The organism is Pseudomonas sp. FG36 (assembly GCF_057809275.1).
This window is the reverse complement of sequence record NZ_JBMDJQ010000007.1, coordinates 120,627-139,911: the sequence shown is the minus strand read 5'-3', so window position 1 is coordinate 139,911 and position 19,285 is coordinate 120,627. Positions and strand designations below refer to the sequence as shown.

Sequence of the window (19,285 nt, the reverse complement as noted above, 5' to 3'; positions counted from 1 at the left end):
TTACTCTCGGCGCGCTTTCAGAGGATCCGGTTTGCAATGAACCGGCGTCTCATATCAATAATAAGCGCATCGACGCATACCGAATTCGCTGTTGCTGAAGGAGCGGGCTTCCATGATCGAACATTTTTGGAAGGATAAGTACCCAGCCGGGGTCACGGCGGACATCAATCCTGACGAATTCCCCAATATCCAGGCGGTACTCAAGCAATCCTGCCAACGCTTTGCCGACAAACCTGCCTTTAGCAACCTGGGCAAGACCATCACCTACGGCGAGCTGTACACCTTGTCCGGCGCCTTCGCCGCCTGGCTGCAGCAGCACACCGACCTGAAGCCGGGTGACCGCATCGCGGTCCAGTTGCCCAACGTCCTGCAGTACCCTGTCGCCGTCTTCGGCGCCATGCGTGCCGGGCTGATCGTGGTCAACACCAACCCGCTGTACACCGCGCGGGAGCTGGAGCATCAGTTCAACGATTCCGGCGCCAAGGCGCTGGTGTGCCTGGCCAACATGGCGCACCTGGCGGAAAAGGTGGTGCCCAAGACCCAGGTCAAACACGTCATTGTCACCGAAGTGGCCGACTTGTTGCCACCACTCAAGCGCCTGCTGATCAACAGCGTCATCAAGTACGTGAAGAAAATGGTGCCGGCCTACCACCTGCCGGGCGCGGTGCGCTTCAACGACGCGCTGGCGCTGGGTAAGGGCGGCGCGGTCACCGAGGCCAACCCGCAGCCCGGCGACGTCGCCGTGCTGCAGTACACCGGCGGCACCACCGGCGTGGCCAAGGGCGCGATGCTCACCCATCGCAACCTGGTGGCCAACATGCTGCAGTGCCGTGCGCTGATGGGCTCGAACCTGCACGAAGGCTGCGAGATCCTCATCACTCCGCTGCCGCTGTATCACATCTACGCCTTCACCTTCCATTGCATGGCCATGATGCTGATCGGCAACCACAACGTGCTGATCAGCAACCCGCGTGACCTGCCTGCGATGGTCAAGGAACTGGGCAAGTGGAAGTTCAGCGGCTTCATCGGCCTCAACACGCTGTTCGTCGCCCTGTGCAACAACGAGACCTTCCGCAACCTCGATTTCTCGGCGCTGAAGATCACCCTGTCCGGCGGCATGGCCCTGCAGCAAAGCGTGGCCGAGCGCTGGAAGGCGGTGACTGGTTGCGCCATCTGCGAAGGCTACGGCATGACCGAGACCAGCCCGGTAGCGGCGGTCAATCCGACCTCGGCCAACCAGTTGGGCACCATCGGCATCCCGGTGCCGTCCACCCTGTGCAAGATCGTCGACGACAACGGCCAGGAACTGCCCCTGGGCGAGGTGGGCGAGCTGTGCATCAAGGGGCCGCAGGTGATGAAGGGCTACTGGCAGCGTGAAGACGCCACCGCCGAGATCATCGACAGCAACGGTTGGCTGAAAACCGGTGACATTGCCGTGATCCAGCCGGACGGTTACATGCGCATTGTCGATCGTAAGAAAGACATGATCCTGGTGTCCGGTTTCAACGTGTACCCCAACGAGCTCGAAGACGTGCTGGCCGCGCTGCCGGGCGTGATGCAGTGCGCCGCCATCGGTATCCCGGACGAGAAATCCGGTGAAGTGATCAAGGTGTTCATCGTGGTCAAACCGGGCATGACCCTGACCAAGGAACAGGTCATGGAGCACATGCGCGCCAACGTCACCGGCTACAAGGTGCCCAAGGCCATCGAGTTCCGCGATGCGCTGCCGACCACCAACGTCGGCAAGATCCTGCGCCGCGAGCTGCGTGACGAAGAGCTGAAGAAGCAGGGCCTGAAAAAGATCGCCTGATCTGCAGCCTGCTTTGGGATTGAAACGTGGGAGCGGCGGTGCGCCGATGCGACTTGCCCCGCGATAGCGTCAGGTCAGGCAACGTTGTTGCCCGAGTCGACGCCATCGCGGGTCAAGTCGCACCGGCGCACCGCCGCTCCCGTTTTGCGTTATGAAGCTCAGCGCAGTTTTTCCAGCATCTGGTAGTACCACATCCCCGCCGCCAGCAGCGGATTGCCCAGCAAGTCGCCCATCGGCACCTTGATGTGCTTGCATGCCGCGAAGGTATCGAATTTCTCCAGCGTCCCGGTCAAGGCCTCGGCCATGATCTCGCCCATGATGTGGCTGGTGGCGATGCCGTGCCCGGAGTACCCCTGGCAGTACCAGACGTTGTCCGACAGCTTGCCCAGTTGCGGGATGCGGTTGACCACGATGCCCATGGCGCAGCTCCACTGGAACTCGATCGGCACGCCCTTCAGCGCCGGGAAGGTGCGCTCGATGCACGGGCGCAGCTCGCCCTCGATGTCTCGCGAATCGCGCCCGGAGTAGTTGGCGCCGCCGCCGAACAGCAGTCGTTTGTCGGCGGTCAGGCGGTAGTAGTCGAGGACGAAGCGGCAGTCGTACACGGCCAGATCCTGCGGGTTGATCTGGTCGGCCAGGTCGCCCAGTGGCGCGGTGGTGACGATGCCGCCCATGGCCGGGAAGATCTTGCCCTTGAGCTGGCGTTTTTCCAGTTTGTGGTAGACGTCGCCGGCCAGCATCACCTGGCGTGCCTCGATGCGCCCGTTGGCGGTAACCACGGCCGGGCGGGGGCCGTGGATGATCTCCAGCACTTCGGAATTCTCGAACACCAGCGCGCCGAGGCCATGGGCGGCGCGGGCCTCGCCCAGGCACAGGTTGAGCGGATGCAGGTGCAGGTTGCGGTGGTTCTTCAACGCGCCGAGGTACAGCGGGCTCTGCAGGTGCTGCTCCATGGCGTCGCGGTCGAGCAATTGCACCAGGTCGCCCATGCCGCGGCGCTGGGCTTCGGCCTCGAAGGCGCGCAGTTCGGTCATGTGCGACGGTTTCATCGCCGCGTGCAGGTGGCCGTGCTTGAGGTCGCACTGGATACCGTAGCGCTCGACCCGCTGTTCTATGATCTGGTGGCCGCGCCAGCGCAGGTGCCAGATGAAGTCGTCCACCTCGGCGCCCAGACGGTCGCGCATCTGCGTGCGCATGGCCTCGTCGCCCGACAGGCTGCCGGTGACCTGGCCACCGTTGCGCCCGCTGGCGCCCCAGCCGATGCGGTTGGTCTCGACGATGGCTACCTTCAGGCCACGTTCGGCCAGCTCCACCGCAGTGGCCACGCCGGTGAAGCCGCCGCCGATGATCGCCACGTCCACCTGCACCGTGCCCTTGAGCGTGGGGTATTCGGTCGTGTCATTGAGGGTGGCGCTGTAGTAGGACGGCGCGCGCTGGGCCGACCCGTTGTTGACTGCTGCGTTCATGGGTGTTCCTTGTTGTAGTTCGTCTGTCAGGCCTGGTGCAGGTACCAGCGCCAGTCTTGTTCGCCGACTTCGGCCATGAACTGGCGGTACTCGGCGCGCTTGACCTTCAGGTACACGCCGAGGAAGGCCTCGCCCAGCGCCTCCCGTGCCCAGGCCGACTGCTCCAGGGCTTCCAGGGCAGTCAGCCAGTCGGTGGGCAGGTACTCGCTGGCCTGGGCATAGCCGTTGCCTTCGACCGGCGCGCCGGGGTCGAGCTGTTCGCGGATGCCCTGGTGCGCGGCAGCAAGTATCGCGGCGGCGGCCAGGTAGGGGTTGGCGTCAGCGCCGCAGATGCGGTGCTCCACATGTCGGCTGTTGGCCGGGCCGCCGGGCACGCGCAGGCTGACGGTGCGGTTGTCCACGCCCCAGGTCGGCGCCAGCGGGGCATAGCTGTTGGCCTGGAAGCGGCGGAACGAGTTGGCGTTGGGGCAGAACAGCAGCAGCGACTCACGCAGGTGGCGCAGCATGCCGGCCACTGCCTGGCGCAACAGTGGGGTGCCGGCCTTGTCTTCGCTGGCGAACAGGTTGTTGCCAGCGGCGTCCGCCAGGCTCAGGTGCATGTGCATGCCGGTGCCGGCCAGTTGCGCGAACGGCTTGGCCATGAAGCACGCCTGCATGCCATGGGCATTGGCAATGCCCTTGACCAGACGCTTGTAGCGCACGGCCTGGTCCATGGCCTGGAGCGCATCGCCGTGCTCCAGGGTAATTTCCACCTGCCCCGGAGCGTACTCGGAGATCGCCGTGCGCACAGGGATGTCCTGGGCCTTGCAGGCAGCATACAGATCGGCAAGGAACGGTTCGATCTGCTCCAGCTCGCGCAAGCCATAGACCTGGGTACCGCGTGGGCGGCCGCCGTCGCTGTCCAGCGCTGGTTGCGGCCGGCCCTGGGCGTCGCGCTGCTGGTCGAGCAGGTAGAACTCCAGCTCGCAGGCCATCACCGGGTGATAACCCTCGGCCTTGAGGGCGTCGATCACCCGCAGCAGCACATGACGCGGATCCGCCACGCTGGCCGGCAGGCCTTCGCTGGGGTGCATGCTGACCTGCACGGCGGCGGTCGGCACCCGGCGCCAGGGCAGGCGCACCAGGCTGCCATCCAGCGGGTAGGCGCGGCAGTCGATGTCGCCGACGTCCCAGACCAGGCCGGAGTTTTCCACGTCGTCGCCATTGAGGGTCAGGCCGAGGATGGTGCTGGGCAGCGGGCGGCCGCTTTCGAACACGGCCAGTAGTTCTTCGCGGTGCAGCAGCTTACCGCGGGGGACGCCGTTGGCGTCGAGGATGAACAGTTCGATCAGGTCGATATCGGGGTTGTCGGCCAGGAAACGCTTGGCTTGCTCTGCGGGGGCAAAGTGCATGGTGGATTCGCTCTGGGGCACACGGGACCGCCGCGCAGGCGAGCGGTCAGGCTGAGTCAATCGGCCAGAGGATGGCCGGGTCGGGTCAGGAGTGCGTGAGCGAAGTGTCCGGTGGGCGCGCGTGACGGCAATGCCACAGCGCCCAGAACGCCAGGATGATATGGACCAACGGGTTTTCACCGGCACGGGCCCGGGCCTTCGGCAACGAAGGGTGGGGCAGCGGGCGGGCGATCATCGGGTCAGGAAGCATCCCTGGATACTCACATGGCCTGTAAGGTTGATTAAAGCAGTGAATGGCGACGTTCATTCCGGTGTGAGCTAAACATTGGCAAGGTTTGCCTACCGCTTCGCAGGAGCTTAGGAAGCTTCCCACAGCTTTATCGGACCCAGGCTAATTTGCAGGGCCAGGGCCAGAGGTGAAAGTCGCTAAGTTCTGCAGGATAGGCAAGCGACAGGGACAGCCATGCAAGCACAAAGGACTTATCAGGATTATCTAAACAAGGAACGGTCATGTCGTGGATTTTCCTCATGCTCATTGCCATTGTCGTCGGACTTTTCGTTGATTGGGCATGTCGCTCAACACGGGTCAGGATTTTTCTGTATGTGGTTTGCATGAGCGCTGGCATGACGAGTTGTACGCAACTGGCTAATCGGCAGTTCTTACTGCTCGATGGACTTGAGTGGATGATACTTTTTGTCTCTGTTGCTACGCCGCTACTCTATAAACGCTCATCTTATTTCGAGCGAGATAGAGATTGATGATGCGTGGGCCTCTCGTGGGTCAAGCCCCCTGCCACAGGCTTTTCGATTTGGCCGTGGGAGCGAGCTGCTCCCGCGACAGGATTGAAGGGTAGCCATGACTGAGATCTTTCTTCTTACCCTTTATGGGCTGGTCGCCGGCCTGTTGCTTGACTGGGTATGTCGCTCACCAACGCTAAGATGCTGCGTCTGCGTGGCTTTGATGGCAACGGGCATAACGGCGTGCACACAACTTGGTGAGCGTGAATTCTTGCGGCTGGATGGGATGTACTGGTGGTTTCTGTGTGATGCAGTTGGAACGCTGCTGCTTTTCAAGCGTTCCCGCTATTTCGAACGTGACCGCGACTGAACGGCGGGCACAGGCAGCATCGATTTCGCAAATCTGCGACAATCGCGCCTCTTACGCCTGCCGATCATGAAAAAGCAGCATTCGCCTGCATCATTAAAAAGCCCCATGACAGACCACGCCATCGACCAACTGCTGAACAACCTCGACCACGCCATGATCGCCGACCGCCATCGGCTGCGTCGGCAATTGCACGAACTGCGCAAGCGCCCCGACGAGGGCAAGCTCGCGCAGTGGGTGGAAAAGGTCCAGGCGTCCTGCGCCCAGGTCACCGCGCGCCAGCAGAGCGTGCCGAGCATTCGCTACGACGACAACCTGCCGATCGCCGCCAAGCGCGACGAGATCAAGAAGGCCCTGGCCGAGCACCAGGTGCTGGTGATCGCCGGCGAGACAGGTTCCGGCAAGACCACCCAGTTGCCGAAGATCTGCCTGGAGCTGGGCCGTGGCAGCCGCGGCCTGATCGCCCACACCCAGCCTCGGCGGATCGCTGCGCGCAGTGTGGCGGCGCGGGTCGCCGAGGAACTGGGCACGCCGTTGGGGGCGCTGGTGGGCTACCAGGTGCGCTTCGAGGACCAGAGCGATTCGAACACCCTGGTCAAGCTGATGACCGACGGTATCCTGCTGGCCGAGACCCAGCACGACCGCTTCCTCGAACGCTACGACACGATCATCGTCGACGAGGCTCACGAGCGCAGCCTGAACATCGACTTCCTGCTCGGCTACCTCAAGACCCTGCTGCATCGCCGTCCGGAACTGAAGCTGATCATCACCTCGGCGACCATCGACCTGGAGCGTTTCTCCAAGCACTTCGACGGCGCGCCGATCATCGAGGTGTCCGGCCGTACCTACCCGGTGGAAACCTGGTACCGCCCGCTGACCAGCGAGCAGGACGAGGAGGGCAACCAGGTCGAGGAAGACCTCTCGGTCGACCAGGCGATCCTCGCCAGCCTCGACGAGATCGCCCAGCACGAGCGCAGCCAGGGCAAGGGCCCGGGCGACGTGCTGGTGTTCCTGCCCGGTGAACGCGAGATCCGCGACGCCGCCGAGATCCTGCGCAAGGCGCAGTTGCGTCACACCGAGATCCTGCCGCTGTATGCGCGGCTGTCGCCGGCCGAGCAGCAGCGGATCTTCCAGTCCCACAGCGGCCGGCGCGTGGTGCTGGCGACCAACGTCGCGGAAACCTCGCTGACGGTGCCGGGCATCCGCTACGTGATCGACAGCGGCACCGCCCGCATCAGCCGCTACAGCTACCGCGCCAAGGTCCAGCGCCTGCCCATCGAGGCCGTTTCGCAGGCCAGCGCCAACCAGCGTAAAGGCCGCTGCGGCCGGGTCGAGCCTGGCATCTGCATCCGCCTGTACAGCGAGGATGACTTCAACGGCCGGCCGGCGTTCACCGATCCGGAGATCCTGCGCACCAACCTGGCGGCGGTGATCCTGCAGATGCTGCACCTGCGCCTGGGCGCCATCGACGCCTTCCCGTTCATCGAGCCGCCGGATGGCAAGGCCATCAGCGACGGCTTCAACCTGTTGCAGGAGCTTTCGGCGGTCAACCGCGAGAACCAGCTGACGCCGCTGGGCCGCCAGCTGGCGCGTCTGCCGATCGACCCTCGTATGGGTCGCATGCTGCTCGAAGGTGCCCGCCAGGGCAGCCTGCAGGAAGTGCTGATCGTCGCCAGCGCACTGTCTGTGCAGGACCCGCGCGAACGCCCACCGGAGCGCCAGCAGGCCGCCGACCAGGCCCATGCCCAGTGGAAGGATGTCGATTCCGACTTCGCCGCGCTGGTCAACCTGTGGCGCGGTTTCGAGGAGCAGCGCCAGGCGCTGACCGCCAACCCGCTGCGCAACTGGTGCCGCAAGAACTTCCTCAACTACTTGCGCTTGCGCGAGTGGCGCGACGCTCACCGCCAGCTGGCGCTGATCTGTCGCGACCTGCAACTGACGATGAACAAGGACGCCTGCGACTACCAGCGCATGCACAAGGCGATTCTCAGCGGCCTGCTCAGCCAGATCGGCCAGAAGACCGAGGAGGGCGACTATCAGGGTGCGCGTCAGCGGCGGTTCTGGATTCACCCGTCGTCGGGCATTGGCCGCAAGCGGCCGCAATGGGTGATGGCTGCCGAACTGGTGGAAACCACCAAGCTGTATGCGCGCATGGTGGCCAAGATCGAGCCAGACTGGATCGAGCCGCTGGCCACCCACCTGATCAAGAAGAACCACTTCGAACCGCACTGGGAGAAGAAGCGCGGCCAGGTGGTGGCTTACGAGCAGATCACCTTGTACGGGTTGATCCTGGTCGGACGTCGCCCGGTGCATTTCGGTCCGATCGACCCCGTCACTTCCCGCGAACTGTTCATCCGCGATGGTTTGGTCGGCGGCGAGATCCAGTCCCGGGCCAAGTGCCTGGCGGCCAACAAGCGCCTGCTGGAGCAGCTCGACGAACTGGAGGCCAAGGCCCGCCGACGCGACATTCTCGCCGACGAAGAAACGCTGTACGCCTTCTACGAAGCGCGCCTGCCCGCAGAGATCCACCAGACCGCGACCTTCGATGCCTGGTACCGGATGACCAGCCAGAAGGACGCCAACCTGCTGATCATGCGCGAGGAGGACGTACTGGCCCGCGAGGCCAGCGAGGTCACCGCAGCGCAGTACCCGGATCACTTGCAGGTGGGCGAACTGCGCCTGTCGCTGAGCTACCATTTCGAACCGAACCATCCACGTGACGGCGTGACCGTGCGGGTGCCGGCGCCGTTGCTGCCCAACCTGCCGGGCGAACGCCTGGAATGGCTGGTGCCGGGCCTGCTCGAGGCCAAGTGCATCGCCCTGGTGCGCAACCTGCCCAAGGCCCTGCGCAAGAACTTCGTGCCGGTGCCGGACTTCGTCAAGGCGGCACTGTCGCGCATGGTCTTCGGCCAGGGCGCGTTGCCCCAGGCACTGGGCCAAGAGCTGCTGCGCATGACCGGGGCGCGGGTGTCCGACGAGGCCTGGGCGGAAGCGACCGGGCTGGTGGAAGGCCATCTGCGCATGAACATCGAAGTGGTCGATGCCCAGGGCAAGTTCCTCGGCGAGGGCCGCGACCTGGCCGAACTGACTGCCCGTTTTGCTGCAGCCAGCCAGGCCGCCCTGGCCTTGCCGCGCAACGACAAGGCCGAACAACCGGTGCAGGCCAAGGTATTCGAGCAGGTGGCGCAGACCGCCCAGCAGAAGATCGCCGGGCTGTCGATGACCGTTTACCCGGCACTGGTCGAGGACAACGGCACGGTGCGCGAGGGGCGGTTCTCGACCCAGGCCGAGGCCGAGTTCCAGCACCGACGTGCCCTGCAGCGCCTGCTGCTGCAACAGCTGGCCGAGCCGGCCAAGTTCCTGCGCGGCAAGCTGCCGGGGCTGACCGAATTGGGCTTGTTGTATCGCGAATTGGGCCGGGTCGAGGCACTGGTGGAGGATATCCTGTTGGCCAGTCTCGACAGTTGCGTGCTCGAAGGCGAAGACCCGCTGCCCCGTGATGGCGCGGCCCTGGCCTCGCTGGCCGAACGCAAGCGTGGCAATTGGAGCGAGCATGCCGAGCGCCTGGCGCGCCTGACCTTGGAGGTGCTCAAGCTGTGGCATGGCTTGCAGAAGCGCTTCAAGGGCAAGATCGACCTAAGCCAGGCGGTGGCGCTCAACGATATCAAGCAGCAACTGGCCAACCTGGTGTATCCGGGCTTCGTGCGCGAGACGCCGGGGGCCTGGCTCAAGGAATTGCCGCGTTATCTCAAGGCGGTGGAACTGCGCCTGGAGAAGCTGGGGTCGCAGGTGCAGAAGGACCGGGTGTGGAGTGGCGAGCTGGCCAATTGCTGGGCGCAATACCAGGCCCGTGCCGACAAGCATGCCCAGGAAGGCAAGCGCGATGAGCAACTGACCCTGTACCGCTGGCTGTTGGAGGAGTACCGGGTTTCGTTGTTTGCCCAGCAGTTGGGGACCAAGGTGCCGGTTTCCGACAAGCGACTGAGCAAGCAGTGGAGTCAGGTGGAAGCCTAACCGTTGCAACTTGTGGCAAACTTGACGGAATTTGGGGCCGCTTTGCGGCCCATCGCTGGCAAGCCAGCTCCCACAGGGTACGCATTGAACTGAGGGGAGCTGGCTTGCCAGCGATCGAGGGCCCAGCCCTCGTCTGTGAATTGGTACCAAGGTGCCATTATGTTGCCCTTTTCCCGGCCTGCGCCGCATGGCGATGGCCTTTGACCAGAGGAACGACCGTGCACAACGTCGTCATCAGCGGCACCGGCCTGTATACCCCGGCCCAGAGCATTTCCAACGAAGAACTGGTGGAGTCCTTCAACACCTGGGCACAGCGTTTCAACCGTGACAATGCCGCCGCCATCGAGCGTGGCGAAGTCGAGGCGGCGCCGCTGTCCGATGCCGCCTTCATCGAAAAGGCCTCGGGCATCAAGAGCCGCTTCGTCATGGACAAGGCCGGCATCCTCGATCCGCAGCGCATGAAACCGCGCCTGCCGGAGCGTTCCAACGACGAACAGTCGATCCTCTGCGAAATGGGCGTTGCCGCTGCGCGTCAGGCGCTGGAACGTGCCGGGCGCACCGCCGCCGATGTCGACGGGGTGATTGTCGCCTGCTCCAACCTGCAGCGCCCGTACCCGGCCATCGCCATCGAAGTGCAGCAGGCGCTCGGTATCGAGGGCTTTGCCTTCGACATGAACGTCGCTTGTTCGTCGGCGACCTTCGGCATCCAGACGGCAGCCAACAGCGTGCAGTTGGGCCAGGCTCGCGCGGTGCTGGTGGTCAGCCCGGAAATCTGCACCGGCCACTTGAACTTCCGTGACCGCGACAGCCACTTCATTTTTGGTGACGCCGCCACCGCGGTACTGATCGAACGTGCCGACCTGGCCACCTCCGCGCACCAGTTCGATATCGTCAGCACCAAGTTGTGGACCGCGTTCTCCAATAACATCCGCAACAACTTCGGCTTCCTCAACCGCGCCGCGGAAGAGGGCATCGGCTCGCGCGACAAGCTGTTCGTGCAGGAAGGCCGCAAGGTATTCAAGGAAGTCTGCCCGAAGGTCGCCGAACTGATCGGCCAGCATCTGGACGAAAACGGCCAGCAGCCGAGCGACGTCCAGCGCTTCTGGCTGCACCAGGCCAACCTGAGCATGAACCACCTGATCGTCAAGAAGCTGCTGGGCCGCGAAGTGGACGAGCAAGAGGCGCCGGTGATTCTCGACCGTTATGCCAACACCAGCTCGGCAGGGTCGGTGATTGCCTTCCACCTGTATCAGGATGACCTGGCCAAGGGGTCGCTGGGTGTGCTGAGCTCGTTTGGCGCGGGTTATTCGATTGGCAGCGTGATCCTGCGCAAGCATTGATGCTTGCCTGACTCGTGGGAGCGGGCTTGCCCCGCGATGGCGACATCAGCCCTTGCACAGCGGTAAGGTTGATGACGCCATCGCGGGGCAAGCCCGCTCCCACGTTCATTGCAGGCAAAAAAAAGCAGGAAATGCTGGATGGGGTCAGCATTTCCCGCTTCAGGGTGGATCAAAGGAGCCTGTTGCTTAGAACTTCGCTTCCAGATCCACCTGCAGGGTGTCTACGTCAGCATCGCTGTTCGGCAGGTTGGAGAAGTCGGTCTTGGCCATCAGGTAGGCCGCGCCCAGCGAGAAGTTCTTGTCGATCTCGTAGCCGACCTTGAACTTGTGGCCACGCGAACCGGTGAAGCCGTTGCCGAAGTCGGAGTCGGTGAAGGCGCTGACCACCGCGTTACGCTGCACGTCGCGGTAGTTGTAGTCCAGGCTCCAGGCACCGACCTTGGTTTTCAGGCCCGCCAGCCAGGCCTTGTCCTTGCCATCGGTGCTTTCGGTGTTCTTGACGAACTGGCCATAGGCCGAGAGCGGGATGGCAAAGCCGGTGAAGTCCACCTGGCCGAAACCTTCCACCAGGTTGAACTCGTTGGTGGTGTTGCCCAAGGCACGCAGGACGGTCGACTCCTTGTCGTTGTCGTAGCCGTAGATGCTGCCGCCCACGGTGAACTTGAGGGTGTCGGCCGCGTTGAACTTGGCACCCAGCTGGCCGTGGTACAGCTGCGCGTCGTGCTTGAACTGCACGCCGTCGCCGTCGACGTTGTCCTTGAGGGTGTAGTGGCCGGCACTGCCGAACAGTTCGGTGGCGCCCAGGTTGGTCTTGTAGGTGACCGCCACGCCTTCGGGGTTGATGTCGCTGTCCCAGATGATGTCGCCCATGCTCACCCATGGCTGGGCCATCTTGCCGCCGATCAGGTGCAGGTTGGGGATGGCGGTCGGGTGCCAGTCGAGGTAGGCCAGGTCGACCCACAGCGATTTCTTCTCGAAGTAGTTGTCCAGGCTCTGGTTGGTCGAGCGGGCATCGGCGCTGCTGCCGGTGGCCACACGCACGCCGGCGTCCACTTGCGGGTTGATCTCGCTGTAGAAGCCGACACGGGCGCGGACGCGCTCACGGTCCTGGTTGCCACTGCGCGAGATCGGGTTGTCGACGTTGACGTCTTCGTAACGCAGGCGCACATCACCCTTGATCTGGGTCTTGGCGGCCCACGCCACTTTCTGTTCGAACGAGCTCATGCGCTCGGACTGGGCTTTCTGATCAGCCTTTTCCTTGGTTTCCTTTGCCAGGTCGCCCTGCAGTTCGTTGTACTGCGCCTGGTTGATCGAGCCATTGGCGCGGAGCATTTCGAGCAGCTTGGCGTCGACAGCAGCACTGGCCGGAGTACTCAGAGCCAGCATCATGCCGGTGAGGCTCACTCCGGTAAGTGTAGAAACAAGACGCATAAGGTTCTCCCTGTTGGAAAAAGTGGGGAGGCTCAAGCGCCCGCCCCCAAGTTGGCATGTCTTCGGAAAGGGCCTGACTAGACAGGTTCTGGGGTTCCGGAAAACAGGCGCAAGTATTGCGGGGGCGAATGACAGAATAATGTCTAAACAGTGGCACTGTTGTTAAGTAAAGCGGCCGTCATTTGAGTGTCACGGTCGACTTGGCAATACTGGCACTCTCTTTTCAGCGAGTTGGAAACGTGATCAGCCTTCACAGCCTTGCCCATCTGCGCGACCTGCCGGCGACCACCTGGGACGCGCTGGTGCCCGACGCCCAGCCGTTCCTGCGCCATGCCTTCCTCACGGCCATGGAGGACAGTGGCAGCGTGGTGCCTGACACTGGTTGGGCCGCCGAACACCTGGTGCTGGAGCGCGACGGTGAGGTGCGGGCGCTGCTGCCTGCGTACCGCAAATGGCATTCGTTCGGCGAGTACGTGTTCGACCACGGCTGGGCCGATGCCTGCGAGCGCGCAGGTATCGCCTACTACCCCAAGCTGCTGGGTGCGGTGCCGTTCAGCCCGGTGAGCGGCCCACGCCTGTTGGCCGCCGACCCGAGCGATGGCCTGTTGCTGTTGCAGGCCATCCCCGAGTACCTGGGCAAGGGCGGGCTGTCGGGCGCGCATATCAACTTCACCGACACTGCGCTGGATGAGGCCCTCGCTGGTCTGCCAGGCTGGATGGAACGCCTGGGTTGCCAGTTCCATTGGCGCAATCGGGGCTATCGGGACTTCCAGGACTTTCTCGACACCCTCAGCTCACGCAAGCGCAAGCAGATGCGCAAGGAGCGCGAACAGGTGGCGGGGCAGGGGATCGACTTCGCCTGGTATCGGGGCGACGAGCTGAGCGAGGCGCAGTGGGATTTTGTCTACCTATGTTACGCCAACACCTACGCCGTGCGCCGGCGCGCGCCCTACCTTACCCGTGAATTCTTCAGCCTGATCGCCGAGCGCATGCCCGAGGCCATCCGGGTGGTCATCGCCCGCCAGCAGGGGCGCGAGGTAGCCATGGCGCTCAGCCTGATCGGCGGTGACAGCCTGTATGGACGGTACTGGGGGTGCCTGGATGAGTTCGACCGTCTGCATTTCGAGACCTGTTTCTACCAGGGCATGGATTTCGCCATTGGCGAAGGGTTGCAGCGTTTCGATGCCGGGGCCCAGGGTGAGCACAAGCTGATTCGCGGCTTCGAGCCGGTGATCACGCGGTCGTGGCATTACCTGCTGCATCCGGGATTGCGCCGGGCGGTGGAGGATTTTCTCGGACAGGAGCGGGTCGGGGTGCGGGCTTATGCCGAGGAGGCGCGGGGGATGTTGCCGTATCGCCAGGCATGAAGATCAAGGGGCAGGTGGGAGCGGGCAAGCCGCTCCCACGCCGATTTTCCCATGCCGTTTTCTGTATCAATCCACCCCGACGAACCCACCCGTCTGGTGATGCCACAGCCGCGCATACAGGCCACGCTGCGCCAATAGCTCGGTGTGGCTGCCACTCTCGACGATATGCCCCTTGTCCAGCACGATCAGCCGGTCCATGCGGGCGATGGTCGACAAGCGGTGGGCGATGGCGATAACCGTCTTGCCCTGCATCAGCGTCTCCAGGCTCTCCTGGATCGCCGCCTCGACCTCCGAGTCCAGCGCCGAGGTGGCCTCGTCCATGATCAGGATCGGCGCGTTCTTCAGCAGCACCCGGGCAATGGCGATGCGCTGGCGCTGGCCGCCGGAGAGCTTCACGCCGCGCTCGCCGACATGGGCATCGAAGCCTGTACGGCCCTGGGCATCGGACAACTGCGGGATGAACTCGTCGGCCCTTGCCCGGCGTACAGCCTCCCAGACTTCCTCGTCACTGGCATCCGGCCGGCCGTACAGCAGGTTGTCGCGGATCGAGCGGTGTAGCAGCGAGGTGTCCTGGGTGATCATGCCGATCTGCGCGCGCAGGCTGGCCTGGTTGACCTCGGCGATATCCTGGCCATCGATGAGGATGCGCCCGCTGTCGATGTCGTACAGGCGCAGCAGCAGGTTGACCAGGGTCGACTTGCCGGCGCCGGACGGGCCGATCAGGCCGATCTTCTCGCCGGGGCGGATATCCAGGTTCAAGGCATCGATCACCTTGCCGCCCTTGCCGTAGTGGAAGTCGACATGGTCGAAGCGCACCGCGCCGCGGCTGACCTTGAGTGCCGGCGCGTGGGGCTTGTCGCTGACGGTGACCGGCTGGGCTATGGTCTGCAGGCCGTCCTGGACCATGCCGATGTTCTCGAAGATGCCGTTGACCACCCACATGATCCAGCCGGACATGTTGACGATGCGGATCACCAGGCCGGTGGCCAGGGCGATGGCACCGACGCTGATCAGCGACTGGCTCCACAGCCACAGGGCAAGGCCCGTGGTTGCGACCACCAGCAGGCCGTTCAGCGAAGTGATGACCACGTCCATGCTGGTGATCACCCGCGAGGCCAGCTGGGTCTTCTCGGTCTGTTCGCTGATCGCCTCGCGGGCGTATTGCTGCTCGTAGTCGGTGTGGGCGAACAGCTTGAGCGTGGCGATGTTGGTGTAGCCATCGACGATGCGCCCCATCAGCTTGGAGCGGGCATCGGAGGAGATCACCGAGCGTTCCTTCACCCGTGGCACGAAGTAGTACAGCGCGCCGATATAGCAGGCGATCCACACCAGCAGCGGCAGCATCAGCCGCCAGTCGGCCTCGGCGAACAGCACCAGTGCGCTGATGGCATAGATCAGCACGTGCCACAGCGCGTCCACCGCCTGCACCGCCGAATCGCGCAGGGAGTTGCCGGTCTGCATGATGCGCTGGGCGATGCGCCCGGCGAAGTCGCTCTGGAAGAAGTTCAGGCTCTGCTTGAGCACATAGGTGTGGTTCTGCCAGCGGATCAGGCTGGTCATGCCCGGGCTGATGGTCTGGTGCACCAGCAGGTCGTGCAGGCCAAAGAACACCGGCCGTAGCACCAGCACCACCACCAGCATCCAGATCAGCTCGCCACTGTGCTCGCTGAAGAAGTTGGCGTTGGGCGTGCCCTGGGCCAGGTCGATGATCCGGCTCAGGTAGCTGAACAGCGCCACCTCGATCAGCGAGGCGATCAGCCCGACGATCAGCAAGGCAACGAAGCTCGGCCAGACCTGGCACAAATAATAGAGATAGAAGGGCCAGACCTTGCCGGGAGGCGCCTCGCTGGGCGCCTCGCGGAAGATGTCGATCAACTGCTCGAAACGACGGTACAGCATGGGTGACGACACTCCTGTTCGACCCGACTCACGTCCCTGTGCGGCGCGGGATCAATCGATGCGTTTGGCCGACTTGATGTAGACCGGATCCGCCGGCACATCGCGCATGCCTTTCTTGACGGTGGTCGGCGAGTTGACGATCTGGTCGACCACCTCCATGCCCTTGGTGACCTTGCCGAACACCGCGTAGCCACGGTCGCGGCCCGGGTTGAGGAAGTCGTTGTCGGCGACGTTGATGAAGAACTGGCTGGTGGCCGAGTTCGGGTCGGAGGTACGCGCCATGGACAGGGTGCCACGGGTGTTCTGCAGGCCGTTGCTCGCCTCGTTGCGGATCGGGTCCTGGGTGCTCTTCTGTACCATCTGGTCGGTGAAGCCACCGCCCTGGACCATGAAGCCCGGGATCACACGGTGGAAGATGGTGTTGTTGTAGAAACCGCTGTCGACGTACTGGAGGAAGTTCTTGGTACTGATCGGCGCTTTTTCTGCGTTCAGTTCGATCTCGATCTTGCCGAAGCTGGTGACCAGCTCAACGTGCGGGGTCTTGTCGGAGGCCATGACGCTGGTGGCGAAGGCGACCGAGCAGGCGGTGAGCAGAAGTTTTTTCAGCATGGGCTCAATGATCCTTGAGAGGTGGAAGCGGCTGCGAGGAACTGCAGCAGGGTCTGGTTGAAGACCTCAGGTTGGTCCAGGGGCGTAGCGTGCCGCGAATCGTCGATGACCGCCAGTCTGGCGTTGGGCATCAGCGCGACGTAACGCTCCTTCAGTTGTATCGGTGTGTAATCGTGGTCGGCGGCGATCACCAGGGTGGGACAGCGGATCTGGCCGATGCGTTCCTGTACGCCCCAGTCGACGATGGCGTCGAAGCTTTTCAGGTACGCATGCTTGTCGTTGCGTGCCCAGCGCTCTGCCATCTTGCGCCGCAGCTCGGCCTGCCCCGGCTTGGGAAACAGCCGTTCGGCCAGGCCCTTGCCGACGGTCTCGACGCTGAGCAGGCGCGCCAGGCTCCAGCGCTTGAGCCACCAGATCCAGTCGCTGCGGGTGCGGCGCTTGACCTCCGGGGCGCTGTTGACGATGCACAGGCTGCGCAGCCACTCGGGGTGGTCGACGGCGAACTGGAAGCCGAGCATGCCGCCCATGGACAGACCGACGAAGTGCACCGGGCCGGTGTCCAGATGACGGAGCAGGGCCAGGAGATCCTCGCTGAAGGTCTTTATCTGGTAGCCCGAGCGAGGCTTGGACGATTGCCCGTGGCCGCGGATGTCCATGAGGATCACCCGGTACTGGCGGGCGAGCTCGGGCACCTGCAGTTCCCAGTCCTGGCTGCTCGAACCTAGCCCGTGCAGCAGCACCAGGGGCTCGCCCTGACCGTGTTCCTCGTAATGCAACTGGCATCCTTGGTGTTCGAAAACGGCCATGGGCGCGGTCCTCTCAGGCTTGCGGGGGGGCTGCGAAGGGCACGTCCAGCGGCGCGGTGTCGAAGTTGCGCAGCAGTTCGATAAGGATCTGCGTGGCCGGGCCCAAGGTCTTTTCCTTGCTGGAGTAAAGGTAGAACAGTGGATGGCGGCTGCCACCCTGATCCAGCGGCAAGGGCTTGAGCACGCCTTCGCGCAACTCGCGCTCGATCATGTGCCGGGGCAGCCAGGCAAAGCCCAGGCCGCTGCCGACGAAGGTTGCTGCGGTGCCCAGGCTGCCCACCGTCCAGCGCTGCTCGGCGCCTAGCCAGCCGACATCACGCGGTTGGGCCCGACCGGAGTCGCGGATCACCACCTGCAACTGGCTTTCCAGGTCCTGGAAGGTGATTTCGCGGCCCATGCGGTGCAGGGCATGCTCGGGGTGGGCGACGGCGATGAACTCCACCGGGCTCAGTTCGGTGCCCAGGTAACCGCCGATGTTGAAGCTGCTGATGGCAAGGTCGGCGATGCCTTCGTGCAGCACTTCTTCGACGCCGGACAGCACCTCTTCGCGCAGGCGCACCCGGCAGCCGCGGCTCTGCGGCATGAACGCTGCCAGGGCGCGCACCAGGCGGGCGCTGGGGTAGGCGGCGTCGACCACCAGGCGCACTTCGGCTTCCCAACCCTGCTCCATGTGGTGGGCCAGGTCTTCCAGCTGGCTGGCCTGCTTGACCAGTTGCCGCGAACGGCGCAGCAGCACGCTGCCGGCCTCGGTCAGCACCGCCTTGCGCCCATCGATGCGCAGCAACGGCACGCCCAGCTGCTCCTGCATGCGCGCCACGGTGTAGCTCACCGACGATTGCGAGCGGTGCAGGGCCTCGGCGGCCTGGGCGAACCCGCCGTGGTCGACCACCGCCTGCAGGGTCCGCCACTGATCCAGGGTAACGCGCGGTGCTTTCATCCAGGGCTCCTGTTGTCCTAAGCTGCGCTCTTCCCAAGGAGAGCGCCCGTATGAAGAAATGTTGTGCGGCTTTGCTGTTGTGCCTGCCCCTCGGGGCCATGGCTTACCCGATCGACGTGGAGAAGGAACTGACCGGGGTCAAGGTCGACTACACCGCCTACGACACGGCCTATGACATCGGCTCGATCAGCCTCAACAACTATGGGCAGGTTCCGGCGGCGTGCAAGGTCACCTTCCGCAACGGCCCCGAGGCGCCGAGGGTGCGCCGGGTCAACGTGCCGGCGGGCAGGAGCGTGGATGTCACTGCCAAGTTCAACCGGCAGATCATCAAGCTGCGCATCGTGCTCGACTGCAAAGCGGAATAAAACAGGTTAATCGATAGGTTGATCCCACTTTTTACGCTTTTTTATCGATAGGTCAACCTCTAATCTCACCTCCATCGAATCGCCACCCCTTACCGCCGATGGAGGCACCCATGTCCCGCGTACTGATCATCGAAAGCAGCGCCCGCCAGCAGGATTCCGTTTCCCGCCAACTGACCCTGGACTTCATCCAGCAATGGCAAGCGGCGCATCCGGCCGACGAGATCACGGTGCGCGACCTGGCGGTGAACCCCGTGCCGCACCTGGACGCCAACCTGCTCGGCGGTTGGATGAAGCCCGAGGAACAGCGCAGCGCCACCGAGCGTGAGGCACTGGAGCGCTCCAATGCGCTGACCGACGAACTGTTGGCCGCCGACGTGCTGGTGATGGCCGCGCCGATGTACAACTTCACCATCCCCAGCACCCTGAAAGCCTGGCTGGACCACGTGCTGCGCGCCGGCATCACCTTCAAGTACACCCCGACCGGGCCACAGGGGCTGCTCAACGGCAAGCGCGCCATCGTCCTGACCGCTCGCGGCGGCATCCATGCCGGTGCCAGCAGCGATCACCAGGAACCGTACCTGCGCCAGGTGATGGCCTTCATCGGTATCCATGATGTGGACTTCATCCATGCCGAAGGCCTGAACATGAGCGGCGAATTTCACGAGAAGGGCCTGAACCAGGCCAAGGCCAGACTGGCCGCGGTGGCCTGAGCCGCGACGAATTCCCAACCCTGACACCTTGTTGC

The 19,285-nt window shown here is 63.8% G+C and carries 14 protein-coding genes; 7 read left to right on the top strand and 7 right to left on the bottom strand.

Annotation, left to right across the window (positions count from 1 at the left end; genetic code table 11):
- Nucleotides 1–112: 112 nt before the first annotated feature.
- Complete coding sequence (gene fadD1, locus ACODS9_RS08260) at nt 113–1,810, top strand: long-chain-fatty-acid--CoA ligase FadD1 (RefSeq protein WP_401104100.1); 1,698 nt, start codon at nt 113–115, stop codon at nt 1,808–1,810.
- Between the two features lie 158 nt (nt 1,811–1,968).
- On the opposite strand, the gene ACODS9_RS08255 is transcribed toward fadD1, so the two are convergent.
- Both ACODS9_RS08255 and ACODS9_RS08250 read right to left on the bottom strand, forming a co-directional pair.
- Nucleotides 1,969–3,276, bottom strand: a complete 1,308-nt coding sequence (locus ACODS9_RS08255) for an NAD(P)/FAD-dependent oxidoreductase (RefSeq protein ID WP_489093675.1) — start codon at nt 3,274–3,276, stop codon at nt 1,969–1,971.
- Nucleotides 3,277–3,302: 26 nt separating this feature from the next.
- Entirely contained in the window at nt 3,303–4,667 is a 1,365-nt protein-coding gene (locus tag ACODS9_RS08250; RefSeq protein WP_489093674.1) for a glutamine synthetase family protein, read from the bottom strand.
- Between the two features lie 856 nt (nt 4,668–5,523).
- Between ACODS9_RS08250 and ACODS9_RS08245 the strand changes: the two genes are divergently transcribed.
- The 3 genes from ACODS9_RS08245 (at nt 5,524) to ACODS9_RS08235 (ending at nt 11,126) form a co-directional block, all read left to right on the top strand.
- Entirely contained in the window at nt 5,524–5,775 is a 252-nt protein-coding gene (locus tag ACODS9_RS08245) for a hypothetical protein (RefSeq protein WP_401104093.1), read from the top strand.
- A gap of 105 nt (nt 5,776–5,880) precedes the next feature.
- Nucleotides 5,881–9,786, top strand: a complete 3,906-nt coding sequence (hrpA, locus tag ACODS9_RS08240) for an ATP-dependent RNA helicase HrpA (RefSeq protein ID WP_489093673.1) — start codon at nt 5,881–5,883, stop codon at nt 9,784–9,786.
- Nucleotides 9,787–10,004: 218 nt separating this feature from the next.
- Nucleotides 10,005–11,126, top strand: coding sequence for a beta-ketoacyl-ACP synthase III (locus ACODS9_RS08235; protein ID WP_046856652.1), 1,122 nt, complete (start codon nt 10,005–10,007; stop codon nt 11,124–11,126).
- 186 nt (nt 11,127–11,312) lie between these two features.
- On the opposite strand, the gene ACODS9_RS08230 is transcribed toward ACODS9_RS08235, so the two are convergent.
- Entirely contained in the window at nt 11,313–12,557 is a 1,245-nt protein-coding gene (locus ACODS9_RS08230) for a putative porin (RefSeq protein ID WP_046856651.1), read from the bottom strand.
- 239 nt (nt 12,558–12,796) lie between these two features.
- On the opposite strand from ACODS9_RS08230, the gene ACODS9_RS08225 reads away from it, so the two are divergent.
- On the top strand, nt 12,797–13,924 hold the full coding sequence (locus ACODS9_RS08225) for a GNAT family N-acetyltransferase (RefSeq protein ID WP_489093672.1): 1,128 nt from the start codon (nt 12,797–12,799) through the stop codon (nt 13,922–13,924).
- Between the two features lie 66 nt (nt 13,925–13,990).
- Here the strand turns inward: ACODS9_RS08225 and ACODS9_RS08220 are convergent, their stop codons facing one another.
- Genes ACODS9_RS08220 through ACODS9_RS08205 form a run of 4 tightly spaced genes read right to left on the bottom strand, consistent with a single transcriptional unit; the run spans nt 13,991 to nt 18,175 of the window.
- The gene (locus tag ACODS9_RS08220; protein WP_489093671.1) at nt 13,991–15,823 is read right to left on the bottom strand and encodes an ABC transporter ATP-binding protein; all 1,833 of its coding nucleotides are present in this window, start codon (nt 15,821–15,823) and stop codon (nt 13,991–13,993) included.
- Nucleotides 15,824–15,874: 51 nt separating this feature from the next.
- On the bottom strand, nt 15,875–16,432 hold the full coding sequence (locus ACODS9_RS08215; RefSeq protein WP_050706800.1) for a peptidylprolyl isomerase: 558 nt from the start codon (nt 16,430–16,432) through the stop codon (nt 15,875–15,877).
- On the bottom strand, nt 16,426–17,238 hold the full coding sequence (locus tag ACODS9_RS08210; RefSeq protein WP_489093670.1) for an alpha/beta fold hydrolase: 813 nt from the start codon (nt 17,236–17,238) through the stop codon (nt 16,426–16,428). The genes ACODS9_RS08215 and ACODS9_RS08210 overlap by 7 nt, the downstream gene beginning before the upstream one ends.
- 13 nt (nt 17,239–17,251) lie before the next feature.
- A complete protein-coding gene (locus ACODS9_RS08205; RefSeq protein ID WP_028693074.1) occupies nt 17,252–18,175 on the bottom strand; it encodes a LysR family transcriptional regulator in 924 nt (307 codons plus the stop codon).
- 50 nt (nt 18,176–18,225) lie between these two features.
- Between ACODS9_RS08205 and ACODS9_RS08200 the strand changes: the two genes are divergently transcribed.
- Both ACODS9_RS08200 and ACODS9_RS08195 read left to right on the top strand, forming a co-directional pair.
- Entirely contained in the window at nt 18,226–18,540 is a 315-nt protein-coding gene (locus ACODS9_RS08200; RefSeq protein ID WP_023629501.1) for a hypothetical protein, read from the top strand.
- Between the two features lie 110 nt (nt 18,541–18,650).
- Nucleotides 18,651–19,250, top strand: a complete 600-nt coding sequence (locus ACODS9_RS08195) for an FMN-dependent NADH-azoreductase (protein WP_023629502.1) — start codon at nt 18,651–18,653, stop codon at nt 19,248–19,250.
- The last annotated feature ends 35 nt before the right edge of the window (nt 19,251–19,285 follow it).